The organism is Bifidobacterium sp. ESL0819 (assembly GCF_052606245.1).
On sequence record NZ_CP199587.1, the window covers coordinates 1,577,276 to 1,602,477 of the forward strand.

Below are 25,202 nucleotides of genomic sequence, written 5' to 3' on the forward strand. Positions count from 1 at the left end.
AATCACGCACCAATCAAGATCAGGGCATGGCCCTTTGCCAGCCTCTTGAGCCATTTTATCGCTGGCTGTCCCCCGCCTGAGCCTGGTCGGTATGCAGAGCCTGGTAGATAGTCCCGGCCTTGGCGGGGCCGATGCCCTTGACGGCCTCCAGCTCCTCCTGAGAGGCCTGGCGCATGCGTTTGACCGATCCGAAATGATTGAGCAGCTTCTTTTGGTAGGCGGGGCCGATGCCCGGAATCTCGTCCAAGGCCGACCTGAGGGCACCCTTGCGTCGGGTTTGACGGTGGTAGGTGATGGCGAAGCGGTGGGACTCGTCCCGCACACGCTGCAGCAGGTACATGCCCTCGGACTGGCGCTTGAGGATGATGGGATAGTCGTCGTCGGGAACCCAGACCTCCTCCAGACGCTTGGCCAAGCCGCACAGGGCCACATCGTCCACTCCGCAGTCGTGCAGGGCCCGTGCGGCGGCGGTCACTTGGGGCTTGCCGCCATCGACCACGACCAGGTTGGGTTTGTAGGCGAAGTGGCGGGCGGCGGTATTCTGCTGGACAATACCTCCCTCTTCCTGCTCGACCAGCTCAGGAGCCTTGTCGCTGGCCTTTCGCTCGGCCTCCAGGCTGTCGCCGCTGTCGCCTGCGATGTTGCCGTGGCGGAAGCGACGGGTCAAGGTCTCGTAGATGGCGCTCATATCGTCCACAGCGCCCTTGCCGTCCTCACCGCGAATGGCGAATCGACGGTATTCGGACTTCTTGGGGACGGCATCTTCGAAGACCACCATGGAAGCCACCTGGAACTGGCCGCCCACGGTATTGGAGATGTCGTAGCACTCGATGCGCAGCGGGGCCCGGTCCAGTCCAAGAGCCTTGGCTACGTCGTTCATGGCCTGGGTGCGGGTGCCCATGTCGCTCATGCGGCTGAGCTTGCTGCGCTGCAGGGCCTGGCGTGCGTTGGCGTTGGCACGGTCCATCAGGGACTTCTTCTCCCCGCGGCTGGCCACCCGGATGGCTACTGCGGACCCGCGCAACTCGCGCAGCCACTCCTGCAGGTCACCGGTCCGATCAGGCTGGATGGGGACAATAACCTCGGGAGGCACCGGTGAGATGGGAGCCAACAAGTCGGCACGTCCAGTCTGATCCTGATGCCGGTGTCGGCTCCTGGTGGCCCTGGCCCGGGCCTCGGCATCCAGGGCCGTGACCTTCTGGGTGGAGCCCATGGCATCCCTGTCCTGGCTGATGGAGACAGGGATGTCTGAATCCGCGGGCAGCTTGTGCAGCTCGCTGTTGTTCTCATTCATCAGATCCGAGTAGACCTGCACCAAGAGGTCGCTGATCAGTTCGCTGTCGGAAACATCCTCGACCCGTTCCACGCTCCAGTTGCGTTCACCGCGGATTGCTCCCGAGCGCACGAAGAAGGCGTGGACCGAAGCCTCAAGTTCGTCCGAAGCTACACCAAAGACGTCCACGTCCACGTTGGAGGCGAAGGCTACAGCGTTCTGCTCGATGACCGTATCCAGCATGGCGATCTGGTCGCGCAGGCGGGCGGCCTTCTCGAAGTCAAGCTCCTTGCTGGCCTTCTGCATGCTCCTGGTCAGCCCGGCCCTGTAGCTCTTGCCCAGCCTGCCGGTGATGACCCCGGTCAGCTCCGTGCACAGACGACGGTGATCGCTGGCGCTGATCCGGCCTACGCAGGGAGCCGAGCACTTGCCTATGGAAGCCAGCAGGCAGGGACGGCCGCTGAGCTTGGCTTTGCGGAAGACGCCGGGTGTGCAGGTGCGCACTGGGTAGGTCTTGAGCAGGGCATCCAGCGTGTGCTTCATGTCCCAGACCTTGGCGTAGGGGCCGAAGTAGCGGGTGTCGTGCCGCTTGCGCACGCGGGTCATCCATACCCGGGGGAATTCCTCCCCCACGGAGACGGCCAGATAGGGGTAGGTCTTGTCGTCGCGCAGCTTGACGTTGAAGCGGGGATCGAACTCCTTGATCCAGGTATATTCCAGGGTCAGGGACTCCAGGTCGGTGCCCACCACGGTCCATTCCAGGCTCCGGGCCGTCAACACCATGGTCTGGGTGCGCGGATGCAGGTTTTCCAAGGGCTGGAAGTAGTTGGTCAGACGGTTGCGCAGGTTCTTGGCCTTGCCCACGTAGATGACCCGACCGTCTCCGTCCCGCCACTTGTAGACGCCCGGCTGGGCGGGAATGTCAGAGGTTTTGGGGCGGAAGAGATCTCGGCTGTCTCCCAGCAGGGGCGCGCCGTTCTTGTTGACGCCGCTCGTGGTACCAGTGACGGACTCCTCCTCAAGGGCTTGGGCGGTGCGCCGCCATACCTGCGGCGTGTGCCGCTCGAAGCAGCTGCGGGTCATGATCGTGTGGCCTTGGCTACCTTTGCAGGATTCAGCATGGGCTTCAGATACTTGCCAGTCCAGCTGTTTGGATTGGCAGCCACCTGCTCTGGAGTGCCCTGGGCCACCACGGTGCCTCCGCCGTCGCCGCCCTCGGGCCCCAGATCGATGATCCAGTCGGCGGTCTTGATGACGTCCAGGTTGTGCTCGATGACGATGACCGTGTTGCCCTTGTCGACCAGACCGTGCAGGACTTTGAGCAGCTTGCTGACATCCTCGAAGTGCAGGCCCGTAGTGGGCTCGTCCAGGATGTATACGGTTTTGCCGCCGGAGCGCCGCTGCAGCTCAGTGGCCAGCTTGACACGCTGGGATTCGCCTCCTGACAGGGTAGGCGCCGGCTGACCCAAACGAATGTAGCCCAAGCCAACGTCCACCAAGGTGTCCAGATAGCGGGCGATGGAGGGGTAGGCCTTGAAGAATCGGGCGGCCTCTTCGATGGGCATGTCCAGCACGTCCGAGACGGTCTTGCCGTTGTAGGTGACCTCCAGGGTCTCCCTGTTGTAGCGCTTGCCATGGCAGGTCTCGCACTGGACGTAGACGTCAGGCAGAAAGTTCATCTCGATCTTGATCGTCCCATCCCCATGGCAGGTCTCGCAGCGGCCTCCCTTGACATTGAAGGAGAAGCGGCCTGGACCGTAGCCGCGAACCTGGGCTTCTGGCGTCTTGGCAAAAAGCTGGCGTATCTTATCCCAGACGCCAGTGTAGGTGGCCGGGTTTGAACGCGGGGTGCGGCCTATGGGATTCTGATCCACGTGGATGACCTTGCGCACCTGGTCCACGCCCTCGACCCGGGTGTGCTTGCCGGGCACGATGCGGGCGTTGTTGAGCTGGTCGGCCAGGACCGGATAGAGGATGGAGTTGACCAGGGTGGACTTGCCGGAGCCGGATACGCCGGTGACCAGGGTCATGACCCCGAGCGGGAAGGAGACCTTGAGGTTCTTCAGGTTGTTCTCGCGAGCTCCTACCACGGTCAGCTGACGGGTCCTGCTGGTCCTGCGGCGGCGCTTGGGCACCTCGATGGACCGGCGTCCGGCAATATAGTCGCCGGTGATTGAGCGGGAGGCGTTGATCAGGTCCTGCGATCGCCCGGAGAAGATGACTTCGCCACCGTGCTCGCCGGCCCCCGGCCCTATATCGACCAGCCAGTCGGCCTGACGTATGGTGTCCTCGTCGTGCTCGACCACGATCAGGGTGTTGCCCAGGTCGCGCAACCGTTGCAGGGTCTTGATCAGCCGGTCATTATCACGCTGGTGCAGGCCTATGGAGGGTTCGTCCAGCACGTACATGACGCCCACCAGGCCTGAGCCGATCTGGGTGGCCAGACGAATACGCTGGGCCTCGCCGCCGGAGAGGGTGGCCGCAGCCCGGGACAGGGTCAGGTAATTCAGGCCCACATCGTTGAGGAAGCGCAGACGGGCGCGGATCTCCTTGAGGACCTCCCCGGCGATCTTGGCCTGGGCACCCTCCATGTGCAGGCCCTCCACCCATTTCAGGCTGGCCGACACCGCCATGTCACAGACCTGAGCGATGGACAAGCCATCCACAGTCACAGCCAACACCTCGGGCTTCAGGCGCTTTCCCTGGCAGACTTGGCAGGGCACCTCGCGCATATAGGACTCATAGTACTGCTTCATGGGCTGCGAGTCGGTCTCGTCGTGGCGACGCATCAGGGTGCGGACCACGCCCTCAAATCCAGTGGTGTACTCGCGCAGGCGCCCCCAGCGGTTGCGGTAGGAGACATCAACCTTGAAGTCGTGCCCGTACATGACGGCGTGGCGGACTTCCTCGGGCAGGTCCTTCCAAGGTGTCGAGGTGGAGAAGTCCATCTCCTTTGCCAGGCCGTCCAGCAGGTGGCCGTAGAACCGCTGCTGGCTCTTGGTGCCGCTCCAGGGCTCCACAGCTCCATCCTTGAGGCTCTTCTCCGGGTCGGGCACCACCAGCTCAGGGTCGATCTCCAGGTTGAATCCCAGACCAGTGCAGGCTGGGCAGGCTCCGTAGGGTGCGTTGAAGGAGAAGGTCCTGGGCTCGATCTCGTCCAGTTCCAGCTCGTGGCCGTTGGGGCAGGACCGCTTCTCAGAGAAGGGCTGGCGGCGCTCGGGATCTTTGGCATCCAGATCTACAAAGTCAGCCACCACCGTGCCCTTGGCCAGTCGCAGGGCGGTTTCCACTGAGTCGGTCAGCCGCTGGCGCATGCCCTCGCGGATGACCAACCGGTCCACCACCACCTCGATGGTGTGCTTCTTCTGCTTGGTCAGCTTGATGGATTCGGACAGCTGGTGCATGGTCCCATCGATGATGGCCCGGGAGTAGCCGTCGGAGCGCAGGAGCTCCAGGGTCTCCACGAACTCGCCCTTGCGGCCCTTGACGATGGGTGCCAGCAGCTGGAAGCGGGTCCCCTCTGGCCTGGACATAAGGGTGTCGACGATCTGCTGCGGCGATTGGGCGCGCACCTCAGCTCCGCATACCGGGCAATGGGGAATGCCAGTCCTGGCGAAGAGCAGACGCAGATAGTCGTAGATCTCGGTGATGGTGCCCACGGTGGATCGAGGGTTGCGGTTGGTGGTCTTCTGGTCGATGGAGACAGCTGGGCTCAGACCTTCGATGAAGTCCACGTCGGGCTTGTCCATCTGACCTAGGAACTGGCGGGCATAGGCGGACAGGGATTCCACATAGCGTCGCTGACCCTCGGCGAAGAGGGTGTCGAAGGCCAGAGAGGACTTGCCGGAGCCCGACAGGCCGGTGAAGACCACCATCCGGTTGCGAGGTATGGACAGGTTGACGTTCTTGAGGTTGTGGGCCCGGGCGCCTTGGATGACGATTTTGCGGTCATTGGGCACCATGGATAGGTCCGCCACCAAGGACCCCTTGGATTCGATCATGCGCGGGTTCTCAATGGCCGCGTCCACTGTCGACTTAGGCTTGTTCTGCTGCTTCACGTGCTTCCCATCCGCTTCCCTGAAGACCATGGCCAAGACTGAGGCCAAAGCCTGACCATAATATCGCCGGGGCCGAATAATTCGAACAGGTGTTCGATGACGGCTTAGATGGCCGGGTCCGGCGGGTCAAGCGGCGGGCGGCCGCAGCCGTTGAGGAAGCAGTCGTTCTGATGGTCGTTGACGATGCCTGCAGCCTGGAGGAAGGAGTGGACCGTCACCGGCCCCAGAAAGCGCAGGCCCAAGTCGCGCATGTCCTTGCAGACGATGGCCGACAGGTGGTCGTAGCGCGGTATCGACTGATCGTCCGGGTAGTCATGATTGATGGTTAGCCCGCCTGTGAACGACCAGCAATAGTGGTCGAATTCCTCTCCGGGCAGTTGTCGGGCGATCAGGGCGGCGTTAGCCACCGTGGCCTCGATTTTCCGTCGATTGCGAATGATGGCTGGATCGGTCATGAGACAGTCGATTCGGTTGTTGTCGAAGGCGGCGATAGCTTGAATATCGAAGTTGTCGAAATCCTTGAAGAGGGCCCGGCGGCGATGCAGGACCAGCTTCCAGCTGAGCCCGCACTGGAATATCTCCAGGGAGAGCATGGCAAAGAGCCTTTGGGAGCCGTGCAGGGGGCGGCCCCACTCACGGTCGTGGTAGCTGCGCATGAGCGGATCGTCCACCTGAGCCCAGTCGCATCGATGTGAAGGTTCGGCCATGCTGTGCTCCTCTTCCCGACGTTCAGGTTCAGGCTAGCACTGGAGACCGCCTGGACCGGGTGGTCAATACCACTGAGCGAGGCAAGCCGATTTAGAGTTGAAGCAGAGGCCGGTCAGCCCATGCCCGGGGCCATCCCCACGGCGACAGTACGGTTGCTGCCGGCTAGGAGAGGAAGCATGTGCCATGACTGACAAGGACAATCCGCGCAGACTCTGGACCGACGAGGAGGATCCGGTCGAGAGGGCCAAGCGCACCTCCCCTGCCATGCAGGGTAGCCAATCAGCCTCAGGCTCGTCATCGGCAGCCCGGGGTTCAAGGAATGGAAGTTCGGCATCTTCCGGTGCATTGGCTTCGAATTCTTCTACTTCAAAGTCGTCTACTTCAAATTCATCTAGCTCAGGTTCATCGCCTTCGGGTGCCGCAGCCACGCAGTCTGATGATTCGTCGAAGAAGGCATCGACTGGAAAAGCCAGTGCTGATGAGACCACCAACACAGGCAAGAGTCGTTCTGATCGCAGCGGCAATGAGGCAGTGCAGGGATCCAGCCAACCACAGAACCAAGCACAGGACCAGCAGCAAAAACAGGGTCAGTCCGAAAAGGAACAGGAATCCTCCAAGGGCCGAGGCTGGAAGCTCTTCGAGGACATCCTGCTCTGGGCGGCCTGGGTGGCCATGGTGGGGTTCAACGGCTATGCAGAGGTCTACCACTTCAATGGCACGACGGTTGGCGGCCTGGCCCGCAAGGTCGACCTGTGGATCATGCCCGCCGGATACGTCTTCGCCATCTGGGGAGTCATCTACATCGCCCTGGCCATCTGGCTCTTCCGGTTCTGTCTGGCCGGCCCTAGCCGCAAACGTCTGGGCTTCCTGCCCTTTACGCTGAGCGGGCTGCTCTTTGTGGCCACCTGCTGCCTGAACATCGCCTGGCTGGCTCTGTGGCATATGGAGCGCAACTTCTGGGCCCTGGTCATCATCCTCATTCTGACCGTGCTGGCCTGGATGCTCTACGCCCTGGTGCGCAGGGATGCCACTAAGGCCGGGACCCCCACCGCAGCTAAGGCTTTGGATTGGATTCCTCTGTCCATCTACGCCAGCTGGCTGAGCGTGGCCACCCTGGTCAATGCAGGATACATGGTGGTTGCCGGGCACAAGGTAGGAAATGCAGTCCAGGGATTTGCCGCCATCATCCTGGTAGGCGCCCTCCTGGCCGTCGCCTACCTGATGAACAGGCATGGTAAGGACTGGGTCTTCGGCCTGGTGGTCATCTGGGCCTGCCTGGGCATCGGCATCAGGATCTTCTCCTTCGCGGCCGCCATGGGCGTGCTGGTCATCGCACTGACCGCTGTGGGTGCCTTCCTGGTCTACTTCCCCTGGAGCAAGTTCAGACTGGTCCGCCGCTGACCCATCAATGATCCAGCCATTGCCCCGTCAGCCGAGACGCACTGTCGGGGCTGGCTTCTTGCTACCATGGTCCCTTGCAAGTTTTGAACCACCAAGGAAAGCGGGGTCGGAGGCGGCATGGCTATTGAGGCGCAGGGACTTGAGATCCGAATAGGTGCCCGACTACTGCTGCAAGCCACCGACTTCCACGTGACCAAGGGCGACCGGATCGGCCTGGTGGGTCGCAACGGCGCTGGCAAGACCACGCTGACCAGGGTTATCACCGGCGACATGCTCCCCTCGGCCGGCAAGGTGCGGGTGACTGGGCAGTTGGGATATCTGCCCCAGTCCACCCATGCGGGGGATTCCGAGCAGAGCGCCCTAGACAGGGTCATGAGCGCCAGGGATATCGCATCCATCATCCAGCGGATGCGTAAGGCCGAGACCGAGATGACCAGTCCTGATCCCAGGATCATGGAAAAGGCCATGAAGCGCTACGACAAGGCCCAGCAGGACTTCGAAAACGCGGGGGGTTATGCTGCACAATCGCAGGCCATCGTCATGGGCGAGAGCCTGGGACTGAGCCAGGAGACTCTGCAGCAGGCACTGGGCACGCTCTCCGGCGGACAGCGCCGACGGGTCGAACTAGCCAGAATCCTCTTCTCTGACGCTGACACTTTGATTCTGGACGAGCCCACCAATCATCTGGATGCCGACTCCATCGAGTGGCTCAAGGGCTATCTGCGCCGGTTCGAGGGCGGCTTCCTGATTATCTCCCACTCCACCGAACTGCTTGACGAGACCGTCAACCGCATCTGGCATCTGGATGCTCAACGTTCCTGCATCGACATGTACACCATGGGATGGAAGGCCTACCTGCGCCAGCGCGTGGTGGACGAGGAGCGTCGCCGTCGCGAACGCGAGGTGGCTGAGAAGAAGGCCGACAGACTGATGCGGCAGGGTATCCGTCTGCACGCCAAGGCCACCAAGGCCGTGGCCGCCCAGAACATGATGCGCCGGGCCCAGCGCCTGTTGGCCGACACCCAGGAGGCGGAAAAGGCGGAAAAGGTGGCCGACCTGCGTTTCCCTGATCCGGCGCCCTGCGGCCGCACGCCCATCATGGCTGAGGACTTGTCCAAGGCCTACGGCTCCAACATTGTCTTCACCGGAATCAACCTGGCCATCGACAAGGGGTCCCGGGTGGTCATCCTGGGATACAACGGCGCTGGCAAGACCACCACCCTGCGCCTGCTGGCCGGCATCGAGCAACCTGACACAGGCAAGGTAACCCTGGGGCATGGGGCCAAGATCGGCTACTTCGCTCAGGAGCATGACACCTTGGATAACGAGGTCACTGTTCTGGAGAACCTGCAGCATGTGGCCCCGGACCTTGACAACACCCAGGCGCGGACCATCCTGGGTTCGTTCCTCTTCTCAGGGGACGATGCCATGAAGCCCACCAAGGTGCTTTCGGGCGGTGAGAAGACCCGCCTGGCCCTGGCCACGCTGGTAACCAGCCGGGCCAATGTCCTGCTGCTAGACGAGCCTACCAACAACCTGGATCCGGCTTCACGCGACGAGATACTCAAGGCCATCGCCAAGTACGAAGGGGCCATCGTGCTGGTCACTCACGACGAAGGTGCCGTCAAGGCGCTTAATCCGGAGCGGGTGCTGCTCATGCCCGATGGGGATGAAGACCTTTGGAGCGACGATTACCTGGAACTGGTGGCCGAAGAGTAGACCAAACCAAGACAGCGAAAAGCGGGGCGGAGATCTGCGATTCCTTTATGCCTGATCTCCAGTCTACGATTTCTCGGTCTTTTCCTGCAAGAGGTCTATTCGCTCTTGACATAGGAATGGCCACGCAGCTGGTCACTAGATGGTCAGTCGTCCTCCCCCAGGACTTCCACCCCTTTAACGCCTGGGGTCTGACCTATGGATTCGACCAGCTCGGTCACGTCACCCTTACCGAGCAGGTTGACAGTGACATCGGCCCCCTGCCAGGCATCTCGGTGCAGCTCGTGGATGGTCAGCACCCGGGACTCGAAACCCATGCGGGTGGCCAGCAGCAGGGACTCGCGCAGGCAGCCATGACCGTCTTGGTAGATGATGCGCAAGACCGTGTTCTGACGGTTGCGCAGGAACCACTTGAGTATAGGTGCGATGACCAGAACGGCCAGAAAGTAGAAGATAACCGCCAGGATGGCGATGGCGAAGAGCTGGACGCCGCAAGCCATGCCTACGGCGGCTGCCACCCAGATAGCACTGGCCGTCGTCAGTCCCTTGACCGAATCATGGTTGAAGAAGATGACTCCGGCCCCGATGAAACCGATACCTGAAGCCACCCCGGCCGCGATCCGCGAGGCGTCCCAGGAATAAGCACCAACAGCGGCCTGGATGCCGTAGAGGGAGACCATGGTGAACAGGCAGCTGCCCAGACCCACCAGAATATGGGTTCGGATGCCAGCGTCGTGTTTGAGGAACTCACGCTCGAAGCCGATCAGACCACAGAGGACCACCGTCAGGACTACCGCTAGAATCTGACCCTGGTTCGGCAATGCGAATCCCTGCATGAATTTCCTTTCCTGCCCGAGTAGTTTGGCAGACCTTATAACGCGTGCAGGACAAGGCCATCGGATAGAGTAGAGCCAACACGTGGCCGGCTACGCCGCAGCACGTGGACCTTGTGAATGAGGGGTGTGATGCCATGAAGCCATCATCAGATGATCTTCGCGAAGCGCGACGTACCTTGGCCACCAGCGCTTATTCCGCAGACATGATCAGATCATTGGAGCAGCCGTTTTTGGAGGACGGGGTACCGCTGATGCGCATCGCCGCTGGATCCTTGGCCTCAGTGGCCGACATCATGCTGACCCAGGCTGGATTGGAGCCGGCAGGTGCCAGGATCGTCCTGCTGGCAGGGTCCGGAAACAATGGTGGCGACGGTCTTTATGCCTCGGCTGATTTGGCTGGACACGGGGCCGACGTGACCGTAGTAGCCACCGGACGGAGCCTGCACCAGGGTGGGTTGGATGCCCTCCTGCGAGCCGGCGGAATGGTAACGGCCCTGGATCCCCAGGCAGTCATCCCTGGATGCGAGACCCCCTCCGGACCGGATCAGGCTTCCGATGAGCTGGATCAAGCCTTGGAGCTGTGCCGACAGGCGGATCTGATTATTGATGCTATGACGGGTATCGGCCTCAAGGGTGCGCTGCGCGGCATTCCCGCCATTTTGGCCGCAGATCTGGGTATGGGGAGCGGTCTGCCCGACAAGCCCGCTTGGAACGAATCTGTAGGACGGGATGGACCGCTGGTTCTGGCCGTGGATACCCCCTCCGGTTTGGACGTGGACGAGGGTACTCTGCCCGGAGCCTACATCCCGGCAGATGTGACTGTGACCATGGGAGCCATGAAGCCCTGCCTGATGCTTCCCCCGGCAGCTTACGTCTGTGGCAGAATCGTTCTGGTGGACTTCGGCTTCGATACCTCCGCCCTGGTCCCGAGCGTCTCCTGCATGAACGTTGTGGACTGCGCCGGTCTCCTGCGGTCTCCACGGGTGGATGACACCAAGTACAGCCGGGGTGTGGTTGGCCTGGTCACCGGATCGTCCCTCTACCATGGCGCAGGGCTGCTTTCCAGCAGGGCGGCGGCCAGCGGCAACGTAGGCATGATCCGCTACTGCGGCCCCAAGCCGGTGGGTGATCTGATCCTGCAGGAGCTGCCCGAGACGGTCCTAGGCCGCGGAAGGGTCGAATCATGGGTGCTGGGCTCAGGCGTGCCCACCCAGCAGGCCCAGGAGGCCGCCGGACCTGAATGCCAAGACGGTCAGCGGGATCTGATTGCCGATATACTCAACCGACAGGCCGCCGATCTGGACGAGGATGAGGCCGCAGCCGACCCTCCGGTGGTAGCCGATGCCGGAGCCCTGGATCTGCTGCCCGACCGGCTGGGTCCGCGCACAGTGCTAACCCCACATGCAGGCGAAATGGCCGCCCTGCTCAACTCTCATGGCGAGAATGTGGACAGCGACCAGGTTATGGCCGAACCCCTGCACTGGGCGATTCGAGCCTGCCAACTGACTGGAGCCACTATTCTGCTCAAGGGAGCCATCACACTGGTAGTTGGCGAGGACGGAACCGACCGTCCCAGAGTCATGACTACGGGATTCGGCCCAGCCTGGCTGTCAACGGCGGGATCAGGGGACGTGCTCTCCGGAGCCATCGGGGCTGTGTTGGCCCAGAACGCTGGACCGATTCAGGAGGATGCCACGCTGATGGTGGATCTGACGGCAGCTGCGGCCTTTCTGCACGGTCTGGCTGGTACTCTGGCCAGCGACGGCAGACAGGCAGGCTGGGAGCAGCCGCTGATATTCGATCCCCGCAAACCACAGGATTTTGCGGATCTGATAGCTGGGAACAGCCAGCAAGCGGGGCCATGGGCTGCTGCAGGACTCATAGGACAACCGATCCGCGCTGGACAAGTAGCCGATGCCCTCCCCAGGGCCATAGGACTGGTCATGTCCAGATCTGAATGGACTGCTGACCAGGCTGACCCGTCCGCACAGGATGAAGATGATGACTCCCTGTTCTTTGAGCACAGTTCACTTTGGTTCTAACACGTCATCGGGAGGGGAATCGATTCGATGACCTCGCAGCTCATCGTCATGCGCCATGGGGAAAGCGTCTGGACTCAGAAGTCAGTCAACCGTTTCGCCGGTTGGGTGGACGTGCCGCTGACGGAACATGGACTACAACAGGCTCGTCATGCCGGACAGCTGCTCAAGGAGTCAGGCCTATTGCCCGACTTGGTCTTCACTTCCCTGCTGACCCGTAGCATCGTCACCGCCAACATGGTGTTGGATCTGATTGATCGAGCCTGGATTCCGGTGCACCGCACCTGGAGACTGAACGAGCGCCACTATGGCGTCTTCCAGGGACAGACGCGACCAGCAATGCTGGAACGTTATGGGCAGCAGCAATTCGACATCTACCGGCGTTCCTATGAGGTTCGTCCACCTGCCATCGAAACCAATTCACCATACTTTCAGGGACGGGATCCGCGCTATGCCCCGTCCACGTGTGACGGGCTGGACAGGCGGAATCCGGCGGAGATCCGTGCTGAGTGCCTTAAGGACCTGTTGGTCCGTCTGCATCCCTACTGGAGCAGCCGGATAGCCCCCAACCTGGCCCAGGGCCGGACTGTGCTCATCGTCACCCACGGTTCCGTGGTCCGCAGCCTGATCAAGGTTTTTGAGGATATAGACGACAAGGACATCCGAGCCATCAACGTGCCTACCGGCGTTCCTATGGTCTACAACTTCGAGACCGATGATGACGGCAATCCCCAGGTTCAAGGTCCGGGTCGCTATTTGGATCAGGAGGCTGCAAGCAAGGGCATCGCTGAAACCGCAGCCTTGGGCCGATAGGGCCTTGGGTATAGATTGGCTTGTATGACACTGCTCCAACTGCGCTACATCGTCAAGATTGTCGAATGCGGCTCCATGAACGAGGCTTCGCACGAGCTTTACATCTCACAGCCGGCCCTGAGCTCATCAGTCAAGGAGCTGGAGAACGAGCTGGGCATCGAGATCTTCACCCGCCACTCCCAGGGAATCGCTCTGACCGTGGACGGGGCGGAATTCCTGACCTACGCCCGGCAGATTCTGGACCAGACCGACCTGCTGGAGGCACGATACCGGCAGGTCAGGCCCCGCAAGCAGCTCTGCCGAGTTTCCACTCAGCACTATATGTTCGCAGTCGAAGCGTTCGTGGAGATGATCAACTCCATCGATTCGGACGAATATGAATTCACCATACGGGAGACGCGCACCAGAGACATCATCGACCAGGTGGCTACTCTCCAGTCCGAAATCGGCATCATCTACGAGTCCGACTTCAACAAACGGGTCCTTTCCAAAATGCTCCGGGAGAAGCACCTGGACTTCCATCCCCTCTTCCGAGCAGACCTTCATGTCTTTATCGCCCGGACCAACCCCCTGGCCGATCGGGCCATGGTTACCATGAAGGACCTGGAGCCCTATCCCTTCCTTCAGTATGAACAAGGCGAGGAGGGTTCCTTCTACTTTGCTGAGGAGGCGGTCTGGCCCGACTACTCCCCCAAGCAGATCACCGTGAGCGATCGTGCTACCATGCTCAACTTTATCGTCGGGCTCAACGCCTACACGGTCTGCACTGGCATCGACAACGAAGATCTGAACAACGAGAAGATCGTCAGCGTTCCCTTGGAGTCAGACGAATCCATGCTTGTGGGCTGGATAGTCAACAGCCGGACCAAGCTGTCCCATGCTGCCGGACTTTACTTGGAAAAGCTGCGCCAGGTGGTGTCCAACCATGGATACTCACTTATCGAACAGAAGTCAGGCGAGTAGCTGTCAAGCAGACATCAGTCGAACAGGTGACAGCTGGTCCGAGAGCTGCGATAATTGGACTTCCCCGCTGGTGATTAGTTGCCGCATAGTCGCTATTTACTCTACATTCAGCGCTTGTCCCCGGGCTCCGATGGATGGTATCTTCCCCTGGTGACCCACATCCTGCGATTTGAGCCCCAAGGCCTTGAGCAGTGCCCGATCCAAATGTTCCAGACCTCCCTGACTCTTTGCTGCTGCGGTCAGATCCCAGACCTTGCCGTTGATCATGATGGTGGGTGTTGAGAACTCCCCCTTGGCGTCCTTGGCGTCCTTGCGAGTGATGGCGTAGGCGTTGACCTTGTCCACCCATGGCTTGTATGCACCTTGGGCGAAGCGGTCTGCCAAGGATCCGGGCACGCCCACTCCCACAGCCAGATCGGCCAGACGGGCGTCGGAGACCGCCTGGTACGAGCTCTCATTAGGCTGGAAGTCGGTTGCGAAGACAGCAGCAGCAAAGGCCGGCAGGCGTTCAGGATCCTCCTGAGCCACCATGGCCAAGGCATTATCCACCCGGCTGGAGTACTGGTCGCTGGATGCCGAATCCAGGAAGTTCAAAAAGTTGTAGGTGACATTGATCTGACCGGCGCTGATCATGCGTTGCAGCTGAGGATCGATGACTCGGCCCACCTTGCCGCACCAGGGGCACATGGGATCCATGAAGATCTCAAGAGTAGGCGCATCGGCAATCTTCTTCTTGCTGCCGACACCCTTGGCTGAAACAGTCAGTCCTCCCTGATCGTTGGCAACCGACGGCTTGACAGCAACCTCTTGCAGGGCCTTGTATGCTTGAGCATCCCCGCTTGGGCCATGACTAGCTTGGGATGTCGTTGCTTCGACAGAAGGGTTTCGATCCACGTGGTTGTTTCCTGAACGATTGGTCCACAGCATGTAGATGCCTGCAACAAGCACCAGCACAAGAGCCACTGCTGCCAGTATCAAAGGCAGCCTCCGAGATCGCCGTGCAGACTCGCTCTCTTTAAGCTCGCTCTCCTGAGGCTGGCTTGTCTCTACCGTTTCCGCACTAGCTGGATTGGGTTCGTCATGAGATTCTGCCGCATCCGAAAGTTTCGCTGCCTCTGTTGTTGGGGCTGAAATAGCGGGCTCCACCGCATCCTCTGAATTCGTCTGATTGGCAGCATCTATCGCGTCGGCCTCATCCCGGCTCGGTTTTGCATGACCACTCTGCTCCAGCGGTTGCGTCATGATCCACGGCCTTCCTTGCGATGATGATTCGTCGGCCTGTCCGTCGAACCTTTACCAATTTACACGAGGGCCGGATGACAGAGCGGCCATCCGAAAAATGTGCGTCAATGTGGCCTAGATGCACAATCGTCATAAGGCCAACACGAATCCAAGCAGTCGTCTTCCCCTTGCTCAGGCCCCGTAGCGCTCAAGATATTGCCTGGCGGCATCGGCCGTATGCTCGTCCAGAATGGGCAACCCGTTCGAACCCTTCATGGAGGCGGCCGCGTCGAAGATCTGGCGGACATCAACGATGCTGATGACCGGGAAGCGGAACTCGTGCATGATGGACTCGACTGCCGAGCCTTGGCCATGACCAGTGCGCTCCATCCGATCTACGGAGAGCACCAGACCGACGATAGTCACCTTGGCCTGGGACATGATCTTGGGCACCACCTGGCGGACCGCGGTCCCTGCGGTCATGACGTCATCCACAAGCAACACCCTCATGCCGTCCCTGAGCTGGGTGCCGACCATAAGGCCTCCATCGCCATGGTCTTTGACCTCTTTGCGGTCAAAGGTGTAACCGACCGGCATGCCGTGCGCCCCGCTCAGTGCTATGGCGGTGGAGACGGCCAGGGGGATCCCCTTGTAGGCTGGGCCGAATACCGTGTCGATGTCAGCAGGCAGAGTCCCCTGCTTCACGGCCTGGACGATGGTCCGGGCGTAAAACTCCCCCAGCAGGGCGATCAGACGTCCGTCGTTGAAGGCTCCCGCGTTGATGAAGTAGGGCGAGTGCCGCCCTGACTTCAGTGTGAAGTCCCCGAACTTGAGCGCCCCGCTCTCGAGCAGAAAGCTGGTGAAACCCTTCTGAATGCGACGGATCTGCTCATGTGCATCCTCGTCATGGTCGGCTTTGTCTTCTGATATGGATGCGCTCATCGCCAGCACTCCCCTTTCTTGAGCAAATCGGCCAGATCGGGCCGCTCGTCCAACAGATCGTCCAGCTCCCGGGCCACCCTTATGGGCGCCACAGGGTCCACTAGGGCCGCAGCTCCGACCTCCACGGCATTGGCCCCCGCATAAAGGAATTCCAAGGCGGTGCGTCCCGAGTCGATGCCTCCGATGCCAATGATGGGAATGTCGGGCAGTGCCTGGCGCACCCGCCAGACGAAGGACAAAGCAATGGGCAGGATGCAGGGGCCTGAGACGCCACCGGTGCCTTGGGCCAGGATCGGTTTGCCCGTATTGATGTCAATGCGCATGCCCACCAGGGTGTTGATCAGGCTGAGAGCATCCGCTCCCCCGTCGACGGCCGCCCGGGCCACTTCCACAATGTCGGTGACGTTGGGAGTCATCTTGACCACCATGGGTTTGTCGGTCAGACCCCGCAGCCGGGTGATCAGCCGGTTCAGAGCCCTGGCGTCGGTGCCCACGGACATCCCCCCATGTGAGACGTTGGGGCAGGAGACGTTGATCTCCAGCATGTCCGCCGGGGAATCGGCCAACCGTTCCACGACCGTGGCATAGTCCTGGTCGCTGTGACCGGCCACATTGGTGACCACGTTGGCTCCCAAGGCCTTGAGTCTGGGCAGTTCGTCCACCAAATAATGGTCCACGCCCGGGTTCTGCAGTCCCACGGAGTTGACCATGCCAGCGGGACTTTCTGTAGTCCTGGGCGTGGGGTTGCCTTCCCAGGGTATGGGCGAAACCCCTTTGGTAGAGATGGCGCCCATCTGCGAAACGTCGTAATAGCCCCCACAGGCATCCAGGTTGAAGGTGCCCGAGGCCGTGCCCACCGGGTTCTTCCAGGGCGTTCCAGCCACAACAGTGCCATGCAGCCAGGTGTGTGGCTCGAGAGGGTCCATAGCCATGGCCGTCTGTGTCTCTGCGCTTGTCAGCCCGCTCATCGTGCCTCCTTCTTGTCCTGGTCTGCATCCCAGATCAGACGATCGGCTGCAAAGACGGGGCCGTCCTTGCAGACCTTGAGCCTGCCGTCCACGGTGTCGACCACGCAGGCCACGCAGGTGCCATAACCGCAACCCATTCGAGACTCCATGCAGCACTGGGCCGGCAGGCCGGACTTACGGGCCCATGCGGCCACAGCCCGCATCATGAGCAGGGGTCCGCAGGTCAGGATGATGGTCCGCTCAGGATCAATATCGCCACGAACGCGTTCCAGCAAAGTCATAACATCCCCGGAGGCGTTGTCGATGGACTCCAGCCGATCGGTCAGGGAGCCCATGATGACATCGGCGAACCGATGGTCACGGTAGCCCAGCAGAGCAGTGGTGCGCACACCGGACCTGCCCTGAAGGCACTGGGCCGCGCGGATCAGCGGGGGGACGCCCAGCCCGCCGCCCACCAGCAGATAATCTGCCGGCTTTCCCAGATCGAAACCATGGCCCAGGGGCCCCAGCAGATCTACTGCCATGCCTGGCTGCAGGCGTGAGAATTCATAGGTTCCTTGCCCCACTACGGCGAAGATGATCTCGATCTGCTCGCCCTCCAGAACACGGCTGATGCCGAAGGGCCTGGGCATCATGGTCAAGCGGTCGGCTGAGTAGAGGTTGAGGAAGGCTCCTGCCGGAGCGTGGGCTGCCAGATAGGGGTCTTGGATGGTCATCCGCCAGACCTGTTGGTCCAGGGGCTCCATGCCGGTGATCTGGGCAGTACGTCGTCCGGGCATCCGGCCTGCCTGTCTGGCCTGCTCCTCTACGCGGCTGGTTGATATGAAGAGGTTGGGCTTCATCTGGCCTCCTTGATCGTCTGATTGAGATCGTCCTTCATGGCTTGCGCCGCTTGACGGGCATCACGAGTGACCATGCCCAGGGCCGCCTGAACGCTGAGCTGCGGACTGTAGTCCGGATCCTTCCGCCAGGCTGCGATGATCCCCCGAGAGGAGTTGACCACAGCGCCGCCGCCGGCTTGGTCGAACATGGGCGCTACGTCGGATGCCGAACCGCCCTGGGTCCCGTAGCCAGGGACAAGGAAGAAGGTGTGGGGCATGGTCCGGCGCAGAAGGGCGCCGTCTTCAGGGTGGGTAGCCCCGACCACAGCTCCAAGCCTGGAGTAGCCCGATTCGTCGATGGAGGATTGTCCCCAGGTTTCGACCAGGTCGCCCAGGCGCTGATAGACGGTGCCGTCGCCTGGGCCCGCGTCCAGGCTCAGCTCCTGAATCTGGCTGCCCGAGGGATTGGAGGTGCGCACCAGGGCGAAGAGGTCACCCTGGATGCGCTCGGCCGCCTGCAGAAAAGGTTCCACACCGTCGGAGCCCAAGTAGACGTTGATGGTCAGCGCATCCTCGTACCAGGGGAACCTCCCGCCCCCTCGGGCAGGCCCATCCACTGCCTGCCCAGGTGCAAAGGGCAGGGGAAGCCCATCTAGGTGGGCGGCATAGGCCTGAGCCGTGGATCCGATATCCCCGCGCTTGGCATCTCCGATGACATAGAGGCCACGGTCGGCTGCAGCCCGGCAGGTGCCGGTGTAGGCCCTGATGCCCCAGGGGCCTAGGGCCTCGTACATGGCAATTTGGGGTTTGACTGCAGGCACCAGGTCACCCACGCCCTCCAGAATGGCCAAGTTGAAGCGCAGATAAGCCCGCGCCAGGTGGTCTGCCCAAACTGCCTGAGCCTGTTCACCCTGGTTCTGCTGCGGATCCTTGGGATCCAGACCCATCTGAGCCATGCTCCCGGCAGCACGCTGCCTGGCCTCTTCGATTAGCTGACTGGGGAGTAGTTCCGGTCGCGGATCCAGACCGACCACGGTCGGATTGTGCTTGTCGTCGATGAGCGCGGTCAGACGGTGCATGCTCGGATCCTTTCCCTGGTGATGACGCGGCTTGCAGGCAGGCGGGAGAAGACCAGACGCCCATCCTTGATGGTGGCCATGACCCGTCCTGCCAGCTCTGTCTCGGCAAAGGGGGTGTTCCGTGCCTTGGAATGGAAGTGACTGGGATCAACCTCCCACCTGGCATCAGGATCCAAAATGACCAGGTCGACGGGTGGCAGGTTCGCATCGCTGTGCCGGTCGGCCTCCAGCTGAAGGTGACCGGTCTTATTGAGCTTGTTTGCTTTGTGCAAGGACAGGTCTTCAGGCAGGAGCCGATGCATGCCCAGGAGCTCGGCGGGGGCCAGGGACATGAGCTCGATCAGGCGGTCGTGGTCAATCAGCCCGCTTTTGACCAGAACCTGGTTGCAGACCGCATAGGCAGTCTCCAGGCCGATGATGCCGTTGGGCGCATCCTCGAGCCCCAGTGCCTTTTCAGCGGCGGTATGAGGGGCGTGGTCGGTGGCGATCATGTCCACAGTGCCGTCAGCCACAGCCTCAAGGGCGGCCTGCTGGTCGGCGCGGGAGCGCAGCGGAGGATTCATCTTGGCCATGCTGCCGCTGCGCAAGAGATCCTCATCACAGAGGGCCAGATAGTGGGGCGCGGTCTCACAGGTGACCGATAGTCGGCGGGCCTTGGCCCGGCGGACGGCTTCGAACCCACCGGCTGTGCTGACATGCTGCAGATGCACCCGAGTGCCGGTGCGTTCTGCCAATTCAATGTCTCTGTTAATGATGGAGATCTCTGTTGAGGCGGGAATCCCCTCCAGCCCCAGCTGGTGGCTGACGGCTCCCAGGTTGATCTGACCGCGGTCGTGGTGCTCGCAGTGATCCAGAAGGGGCAGGTCAAAAGCCCGGGCGTTGGCCGCCACGGCTTCCAGTGTCTGGTCGGTGACCGCCGAACCGTCGTCGCTGATGGCCACTACAGGATGAGCCCATTCGTGGCCAGGCAGGTGATCCGACCAGTGGTCTGGGTTTGAGGCCTGACGGCCGGCACGGTCCAGAGTAGCCGCTACGCAGAGAGCGTAGTCCACCGGAAGACACAGCCCATGGTCCCGCTCGTAGGATTCCAGGTACTCGATGACCGTACGACCATCGGTCATCTTCGCATCGCCGTCCATGGCGGGCTGGGTATTGGGCATGAGCAGTATCAGCCCGTAGCCTCCGGCCGCTGCTGCAGCCGTGCCGGTGACCATGTCCTCCTTGTCGGGCTGGCCAGGGTCGCGCAGGTGGACGTGCGGGTCGACCAAGGCCGGAGCCAGCACCAGCCCCGAGGCGTCGATCTGGCTGGCCTCTGCCGACATGGCGCCAGTTTCGTCAATCAGCGCGCTGTCGGCGGCCTGGGAAAGCACCAGATCGACCGCTCTGCCGCTGCGCCAATCAGTCAACCCCAGCAGCCGCATGTCAGTCTTCAGCCTTCTCGTCGCAGTAGTCGCAGCGGTAGACCCCGGCAGCGTCAAGGTGGAAGCGCTGGTCCACGCCGGTCTCCACCGTGGTTACGCAACGAGGGTTGACGCAGGTGATGACGTTGACCAAATGGCCGGGACGATCCGGCTGATGCTTGCTGACGATCCTGCCCTGCCGGACAACATCGACGGTGGCTTCAGGGGCGATGAACCCCAAGGCAGTCAGATCCAGATCCCCGGTCTGCTCAATCTTGATGATGTCCTTGGAGCCGTACTTGCGGCTGTCCGTGTTCATAATCAGGGCCAACCGGGTCTGCGAGGGGTCCACGCGCAGGTAGTGCAAGACCTTCAGGGCTGTGCCTGCACGAACGTGGTCGATGATGATTCCATCAACAATGCTGGTGACCTTCATGCCGCCACCTCCTTCCGCTCGCGGTAACCAGGCAGTTCATCGCCCAGCAGGGCGCTCTCCAGGGCCATTCTGACCAGCATGCCGTTGCGGACCTGCTGGAAGTAGGCCGCACGCGGGTCATCGTCCACCTCCACAGCGATCTCGTTGACCCTGGGCAGAGGGTGGAGGATAGCCATGTCGGGGCGCGCAGCCCGAAGCTTGTCCGCATCCAGGATGTAGGTGTCGCGCAGACGCAGGTAGTCGTCCTCGTTGAAGAATCGCTCCTGCTGGACACGGGTCATGTAGAGCACGTCCAGGTCGCCGATGACCCCGTTCAGATCCCCGGTCTCGCGGTAGGTGCAGTCGGCCGAGGAGCGGATCCTCTCCAGGACGTATTCGGGGGTGCGCAGCTCGTCAGGGCTGATCAGGACGAAGTCCACGTGGCCCAGGCGGCAGAGGGTGGTAATCAGGGAGTGGACTGTACGACCAAAGGTCAGATCCCCGCACAGGCCGATAGTCAGATGGTTCAGCCGACTTTTGCGGGCGCGGATGGTGGCCAGGTCAGTCAGGGTCTGGGTCGGATGCATATGCCCGCCGTCGCCGGCGTTGATGACCGGAACCGTGGCCGCCCGAGATGCCACTAGTGCGGCTCCCTCCTTGGGATGGCGGATGGCCACGATGTCGGCGTAGTTGGAGACGGTCTTCAGGGTATCGCTGATGGACTCACCTTTGGAGACGCTGGCCAGCTGGGCGCCGGCGAATCCGATGACCTGGCCGCCCAGGCGGAGCATGGCCGTCTCGAAACTGAGCCGGGTGCGAGTGCTGGGTTCATAGAAGAGCGTAGCCAGGACGCGACCGTCGCAGGTGTGGGCCACCTGACGGCGATGGGTGTCGATATAGGCCGCACGATCCAGCAGGTCCAGGATCTGGGTCATGGGGATGTCGTCGAGAGTGACCAGACTTCGCCCACGAAGCGGAACAAGGGTTGCGGGGCCGGAGCGGGAATCGACGGCTGAAGAGGTGTTGGATGCGTGATCAACTTGTTGGGACAACGGCTCACCTTCCTCAAGGTGGCCACCTTATGTGACCTGAACAAGCATACGACCGCGGATGGACCCAGGGTCAGCCGCCGTAGAAGAGTGCTTCCATGACCTGCCTGCAGCGGCGCATGGCCGCCAGCAGTTCGTTGACAAAGTGCTGTCCCCGGTGGGCCGGATAGCCCAGACAGACAGCGATACCTCCCAGAATCTGCCCGTCATCCGGCAGGATGTCCGCCTGAGTGACACGTCCAGACCAGAGGAAGTTGGCGTTGCGGGCTGCGGTGCAAAGCACCCAGCTGCGGCGCAGAGCCTCGGCATCCTTGGCATCTATGAGCTCCGCAGTCTCCAAGGCATTCAGGGCTGTCATCGTGCCAGTGACCTGCAGCTCAGGCAGATCGTAGGCATGACGCAGCTGGAGAAGCTGAACCGTCCACTCCACGTCAGACAGCCCTCCCCGGCCCAACTTCAGATGACGATCCCGACGCACGCCGCGCGGCAACCGCTCTGCCTCCATCCGGGCCTTGAGACGCCGGATCTGACCCAGCTCCTCCTCATTGGGCGGCCGGTGGGGGTAGCGCAGCGGATTGGCTGTGTCCTCGAGAAAATCCTTGGCCAGGCCGGCATTCCCAGCTGCGAATCTCGCTCGGATCAGGGCCTGATGTTCCCAAGTTTCGGACCAGTCGCGGTAGTAGCGTTTATAGGAGTCCAGCGAACGCACCAGAGGCCCATGGCGTCCTTCCGGGCGCAGGTCAAAGTCAAGGTCGATGCCGGGCTCCAGGCTTGCCGGTCCAGCCAGTACGGCTCGCAGGTCTGCGGTCACTCCACGCGCGAATTCCGCTGCCTGATCCTGGTCGGCGCCTGATGCGGGACGGTAGATCAGCATGATGTCGGCGTCGGAGTTGAAATTGACCTCCCTGCCTCCATAACGACCCATGCCGATAACGGCCAGATCAGCTGGCGCGCTCCGTGGCTTCTTGCCATTCGAACCTGCCTGTTCCGAACGGTGGTCCACAGCCCAGTCCAGGGCTGTATTGATGGCTGCATCGTAGACATCGGACATGCCCGTCAGGCAGGCCTGCTGATCGTCCACACCGCTCATCCAGCCCAGTCCGATCCGCTCGATCTCCTGACGGCGCATGGCCCGCACTGCGGTGGCGAATTCCTCAAGCGAATCCGCATGCCGGGTTCGATAAGCTGCGGTGCGCTTGTCCAAGGTGGCCCGATCCCTGGGGATCATATCCTGGTCATGGCCCAGCCAGGTCACCGACTGGACGGATCGTGCCAGGGCGCCAGACAGGTAGCGCGAGTTGGACAGGACGTGGCAGAGGCGGCTGGCAGCCGAAGTAGAGTCCCGCAGGAAGCCCAGATAGGTGCTCTTGCCGCCGAAGTGCTCCTCAAGGGTTCGCCAGCCCAGCAGCCCCATGTCCGGATCCTGTCCCTCCCCGAGCCACTGGAGAACGGCGGGCATGAGAATACGGTTGATCCGCGCCGATCGAGTGATCCCCGTGGTCAGTGCGGCAACGTGACGGATGGCGGCATCAGGGTCGGCAAAGCCGATCGATGCAAACCGGGCGCGTGCAGCCTGAGGGCGCAGGCTGACTTCATCCTCGTCCACCTGGGCGTTTATGGGCAGCATGGGACGGAAGTAGATGGCCTGGTGAAGGTTGCGCACCTCGATCCTGGTGGCCTGGTATTGGGCCAGCATCTGGTCAGCATGCAGGCCGAAGGCCCGGGCCAGCCGTCTCAGATCGCGGTTGTTCTCCAGCTCCTCCAGGCTGGGCGGCCGTTTGCCGAGGGTACCCGAACGGTTGATTTTCGGAAAAAGGTGAGTGCGACGCAACTGCCAGATCTGCAGACGGTGCTCCATGACCCGCTCGAACCGATAGTCATGGCTCAGCTGGTCGCCGTGTTTGCGTGAAATGTAGCCGCCCCGCGACAGTGCCTGCAGAGCGTCCAAGGTTGCAGGACAACGCAGACTGGCATCGCTGGAGCCATGGACCAGCTGGAGCATCTGGACAGTGAATTCTACATCCCGCAGTCCTCCCCGGCCCAGCTTGATCTCGCGCTCCTTGCGATCCTCTGGTATCAGCCGTTCCACACGCTGGCGCATCCGCTGGCAGTCGTAGACAAAGTTCGGACGCTGGCAAGCACCCCAGACCAGTGGCTCGACCATGGCTGAATAGGCCTCGCCCAGAGCCTTGTCGCCTGCAACCGGACGGGCCTTGAGCAGGGCCTGGAACTCCCAATTCTCAGCCCATTGGGCATAGTAGTCAGCGTAGGAGGCCAGACGGCGCACCAGAGGGCCGTCGCGCCCTTCGGGCCGCAGGGCAGTATCGACTTTCCAGAGCGGAGGTTCGGTCGATCCTGGAATGACCGACTGACAGACACGCTGCAGGAGGACGGCCAGAGCGGTGCCCACAGCAATGGGATCGGTCTCGTTCGACTCCACACCCGACGTCGGCTCCACCAAGTACATGAGGTCAACATCGGATACGTAGTTGAGTTCCTGGGCACCTAGCTTGCCCATGCCGATGACTGTCAGACGGCATGAATCCGCATGGGGAACCTGACGGCAGGCAATGCTCAGGGCCCCGTGAAGTGCGGCATCGGCCATATCAGATAGGGCTCGGCTGATTTGGGGCTCCAGATCCAGAGGATCCTCAGCCGCTAGGTCACGGGCCATGACGGCAGCCAGCTGAAGCCGGTATTCGAACCGCAGCGCATCGGCGTAGGCCGCCAGCGATGGCGAGGAATCTGAATGCTTCTCCAACCTGTCCAAGGCGTTCAGGACACGCTTCCGTCTGGTTTCCGCCGAACAGTCAGCCAGATGGTCAGGGTCAAGGGCGGCTGCCTCAACGAGCTCCGGCCGCGAGCGCATCAGTCGGCCCATGGCTTCCGAGGCCCCCAGCACCCTGATCAGCGAGCGAGCGGCCACTTGGTGCTCCTGAGATGATCTGGCCAGGAAGTCCGGCCTGGTGCCCTGTGCATGCTGTTCCAGAATTCGTATCAGCCCAGCAAGGGCTTCGTCCGGATCGCAAGCCTGATCGAGGCTCTGGACCAGGATTTGCTCCAGATCCTGGTCGTCAACCAGACGCGCAAGCCGATCCAGCCGAACTCGAGCCTTATCCAGGTCGTGCAGCCCAAGGTGGATCAGGGTTGAAGTGGGCGGTTGCACCGAATCTGCCATGTCTGATCCCCTGCCTTTCCACGGGTCCCGCAACGACTCTGATATCTGTGGAACCGGTACAGGCATTATAGGGATGACGGGTCGTCAGCCCTTGCGACCCTCTCGGAAGGCGCAGACGGCGCAGTATACGGTGACGACAGTCAAGCAAACAGTAAAAATCAAGTTGGGCCATGTCAGCAGGCTGCCATCCCGTGCAGCCTCAGCCAGGGATTGGACCAGCCAGATGGCGCAGGCCACAGCAGTCAGGCCATACATGCGAGAACGGGCCTTGCCGGTGATACGCACGATTATGCTCCTTTTCGAAAAGGCACCAAAGATAAGC

General features: G+C 61.7%; 19 protein-coding genes. 5 read left to right on the forward strand and 14 right to left on the reverse strand.

The annotated features are described in order from the left end of the window. Positions 1 to 55: 55 nt before the first annotated feature. The 3 genes from uvrC to ACUIAD_RS06675 all read right to left on the reverse strand — a co-directional run bounded on the left by uvrC (position 56) and on the right by ACUIAD_RS06675 (position 6,038). Positions 56 to 2,356, reverse strand: coding sequence for an excinuclease ABC subunit UvrC (uvrC, locus tag ACUIAD_RS06665; protein WP_445343126.1), 2,301 nt, complete (start codon positions 2,354 to 2,356; stop codon positions 56 to 58). Then, positions 2,353 to 5,274 carry an excinuclease ABC subunit UvrA gene (gene uvrA / locus ACUIAD_RS06670; RefSeq protein ID WP_445343820.1) on the reverse strand — a complete coding sequence of 974 codons (2,922 nt, stop codon included), beginning with the start codon at positions 5,272 to 5,274 and terminating at the stop codon, positions 2,353 to 2,355. Before uvrA ends, uvrC begins: the two co-directional genes overlap by 4 nt. A gap of 161 nt (positions 5,275 to 5,435) precedes the next feature. Beyond that, positions 5,436 to 6,038, reverse strand: a complete 603-nt coding sequence (locus ACUIAD_RS06675) for a DNA-3-methyladenine glycosylase I (RefSeq protein WP_445343127.1) — start codon at positions 6,036 to 6,038, stop codon at positions 5,436 to 5,438. Between the two features lie 184 nt (positions 6,039 to 6,222). On the opposite strand from ACUIAD_RS06675, the gene ACUIAD_RS06680 reads away from it, so the two are divergent. Together ACUIAD_RS06680 and ACUIAD_RS06685 are read left to right on the forward strand one after the other, a co-directional pair. Then, entirely contained in the window at positions 6,223 to 7,440 is a 1,218-nt protein-coding gene (locus tag ACUIAD_RS06680) for a TspO/MBR family protein (protein ID WP_445343128.1), read from the forward strand. A gap of 117 nt (positions 7,441 to 7,557) precedes the next feature. Continuing rightward, positions 7,558 to 9,159: an ABC-F family ATP-binding cassette domain-containing protein gene (locus ACUIAD_RS06685; RefSeq protein ID WP_110452106.1), complete on the forward strand. Its 1,602-nt coding sequence runs from the start codon at positions 7,558 to 7,560 to the stop codon at positions 9,157 to 9,159. A 143-nt stretch (positions 9,160 to 9,302) separates the two neighbouring features. Here ACUIAD_RS06685 and ACUIAD_RS06690 read toward each other — a convergent pair whose 3' ends face one another. Next, positions 9,303 to 9,992, reverse strand: coding sequence for an MgtC/SapB family protein (locus ACUIAD_RS06690; RefSeq protein WP_110452107.1), 690 nt, complete (start codon positions 9,990 to 9,992; stop codon positions 9,303 to 9,305). A gap of 134 nt (positions 9,993 to 10,126) precedes the next feature. Here ACUIAD_RS06690 and ACUIAD_RS06695 point away from each other — a divergent pair, with 134 nt between their 5' ends. From ACUIAD_RS06695 to ACUIAD_RS06705, 3 genes are read left to right on the forward strand one after another with little or no spacing between them, the layout of a single operon-like run. Next, positions 10,127 to 12,034: a bifunctional ADP-dependent NAD(P)H-hydrate dehydratase/NAD(P)H-hydrate epimerase gene (locus ACUIAD_RS06695; protein WP_110452108.1), complete on the forward strand. Its 1,908-nt coding sequence runs from the start codon at positions 10,127 to 10,129 to the stop codon at positions 12,032 to 12,034. 27 nt (positions 12,035 to 12,061) lie between these two features. Further along, a complete protein-coding gene (locus tag ACUIAD_RS06700) occupies positions 12,062 to 12,844 on the forward strand; it encodes a 2,3-bisphosphoglycerate-dependent phosphoglycerate mutase (protein WP_110452109.1) in 783 nt (260 codons plus the stop codon). 24 nt (positions 12,845 to 12,868) lie between these two features. Further along, on the forward strand, positions 12,869 to 13,807 hold the full coding sequence (locus ACUIAD_RS06705; protein ID WP_110452110.1) for a LysR family transcriptional regulator: 939 nt from the start codon (positions 12,869 to 12,871) through the stop codon (positions 13,805 to 13,807). Positions 13,808 to 13,903: 96 nt separating this feature from the next. Here ACUIAD_RS06705 and ACUIAD_RS06710 read toward each other — a convergent pair whose 3' ends face one another. The 10 genes from ACUIAD_RS06710 to ACUIAD_RS06755 form a co-directional block, all read right to left on the reverse strand. Beyond that, the gene (locus ACUIAD_RS06710; RefSeq protein WP_445343129.1) at positions 13,904 to 15,049 is read right to left on the reverse strand and encodes a thioredoxin domain-containing protein; all 1,146 of its coding nucleotides are present in this window, start codon (positions 15,047 to 15,049) and stop codon (positions 13,904 to 13,906) included. Positions 15,050 to 15,220: 171 nt separating this feature from the next. Next, positions 15,221 to 15,913, reverse strand: coding sequence for an orotate phosphoribosyltransferase (pyrE, locus tag ACUIAD_RS06715; protein WP_110452300.1), 693 nt, complete (start codon positions 15,911 to 15,913; stop codon positions 15,221 to 15,223). Positions 15,914 to 15,966: 53 nt separating this feature from the next. Beyond that, a complete protein-coding gene (locus ACUIAD_RS06720) occupies positions 15,967 to 16,938 on the reverse strand; it encodes a dihydroorotate dehydrogenase (RefSeq protein ID WP_445343130.1) in 972 nt (323 codons plus the stop codon). After that, positions 16,935 to 17,780, reverse strand: coding sequence for an iron-sulfur cluster-binding protein (locus ACUIAD_RS06725; RefSeq protein ID WP_445343131.1), 846 nt, complete (start codon positions 17,778 to 17,780; stop codon positions 16,935 to 16,937). Before ACUIAD_RS06725 ends, ACUIAD_RS06720 begins: the two co-directional genes overlap by 4 nt. Beyond that, complete coding sequence (pyrF, locus tag ACUIAD_RS06730; protein ID WP_110452114.1) at positions 17,777 to 18,838, reverse strand: orotidine-5'-phosphate decarboxylase; 1,062 nt, start codon at positions 18,836 to 18,838, stop codon at positions 17,777 to 17,779. The genes ACUIAD_RS06725 and pyrF overlap by 4 nt, the downstream gene beginning before the upstream one ends. Next, positions 18,826 to 20,259, reverse strand: a complete 1,434-nt coding sequence (locus tag ACUIAD_RS06735; protein ID WP_445343132.1) for a dihydroorotase — start codon at positions 20,257 to 20,259, stop codon at positions 18,826 to 18,828. Before ACUIAD_RS06735 ends, pyrF begins: the two co-directional genes overlap by 13 nt. A 1-nt stretch (position 20,260) precedes the next feature. Continuing rightward, the gene (locus ACUIAD_RS06740) at positions 20,261 to 20,674 is read right to left on the reverse strand and encodes an aspartate carbamoyltransferase regulatory subunit (protein WP_110452116.1); all 414 of its coding nucleotides are present in this window, start codon (positions 20,672 to 20,674) and stop codon (positions 20,261 to 20,263) included. Beyond that, positions 20,671 to 21,612, reverse strand: coding sequence for an aspartate carbamoyltransferase (gene pyrB / locus ACUIAD_RS06745; protein ID WP_110452301.1), 942 nt, complete (start codon positions 21,610 to 21,612; stop codon positions 20,671 to 20,673). The genes ACUIAD_RS06740 and pyrB overlap by 4 nt, the downstream gene beginning before the upstream one ends. 163 nt (positions 21,613 to 21,775) lie before the next feature. Further along, positions 21,776 to 24,880 carry a bifunctional [glutamine synthetase] adenylyltransferase/[glutamine synthetase]-adenylyl-L-tyrosine phosphorylase gene (locus ACUIAD_RS06750; protein ID WP_445343133.1) on the reverse strand — a complete coding sequence of 1,035 codons (3,105 nt, stop codon included), beginning with the start codon at positions 24,878 to 24,880 and terminating at the stop codon, positions 21,776 to 21,778. 84 nt (positions 24,881 to 24,964) lie between these two features. Continuing rightward, positions 24,965 to 25,165 (reverse strand): carbon starvation protein, encoded by a 201-nt coding sequence (locus ACUIAD_RS06755; protein ID WP_110452118.1) that lies wholly within the window; start codon positions 25,163 to 25,165, stop codon positions 24,965 to 24,967. Positions 25,166 to 25,202: the final 37 nt, after the last annotated feature.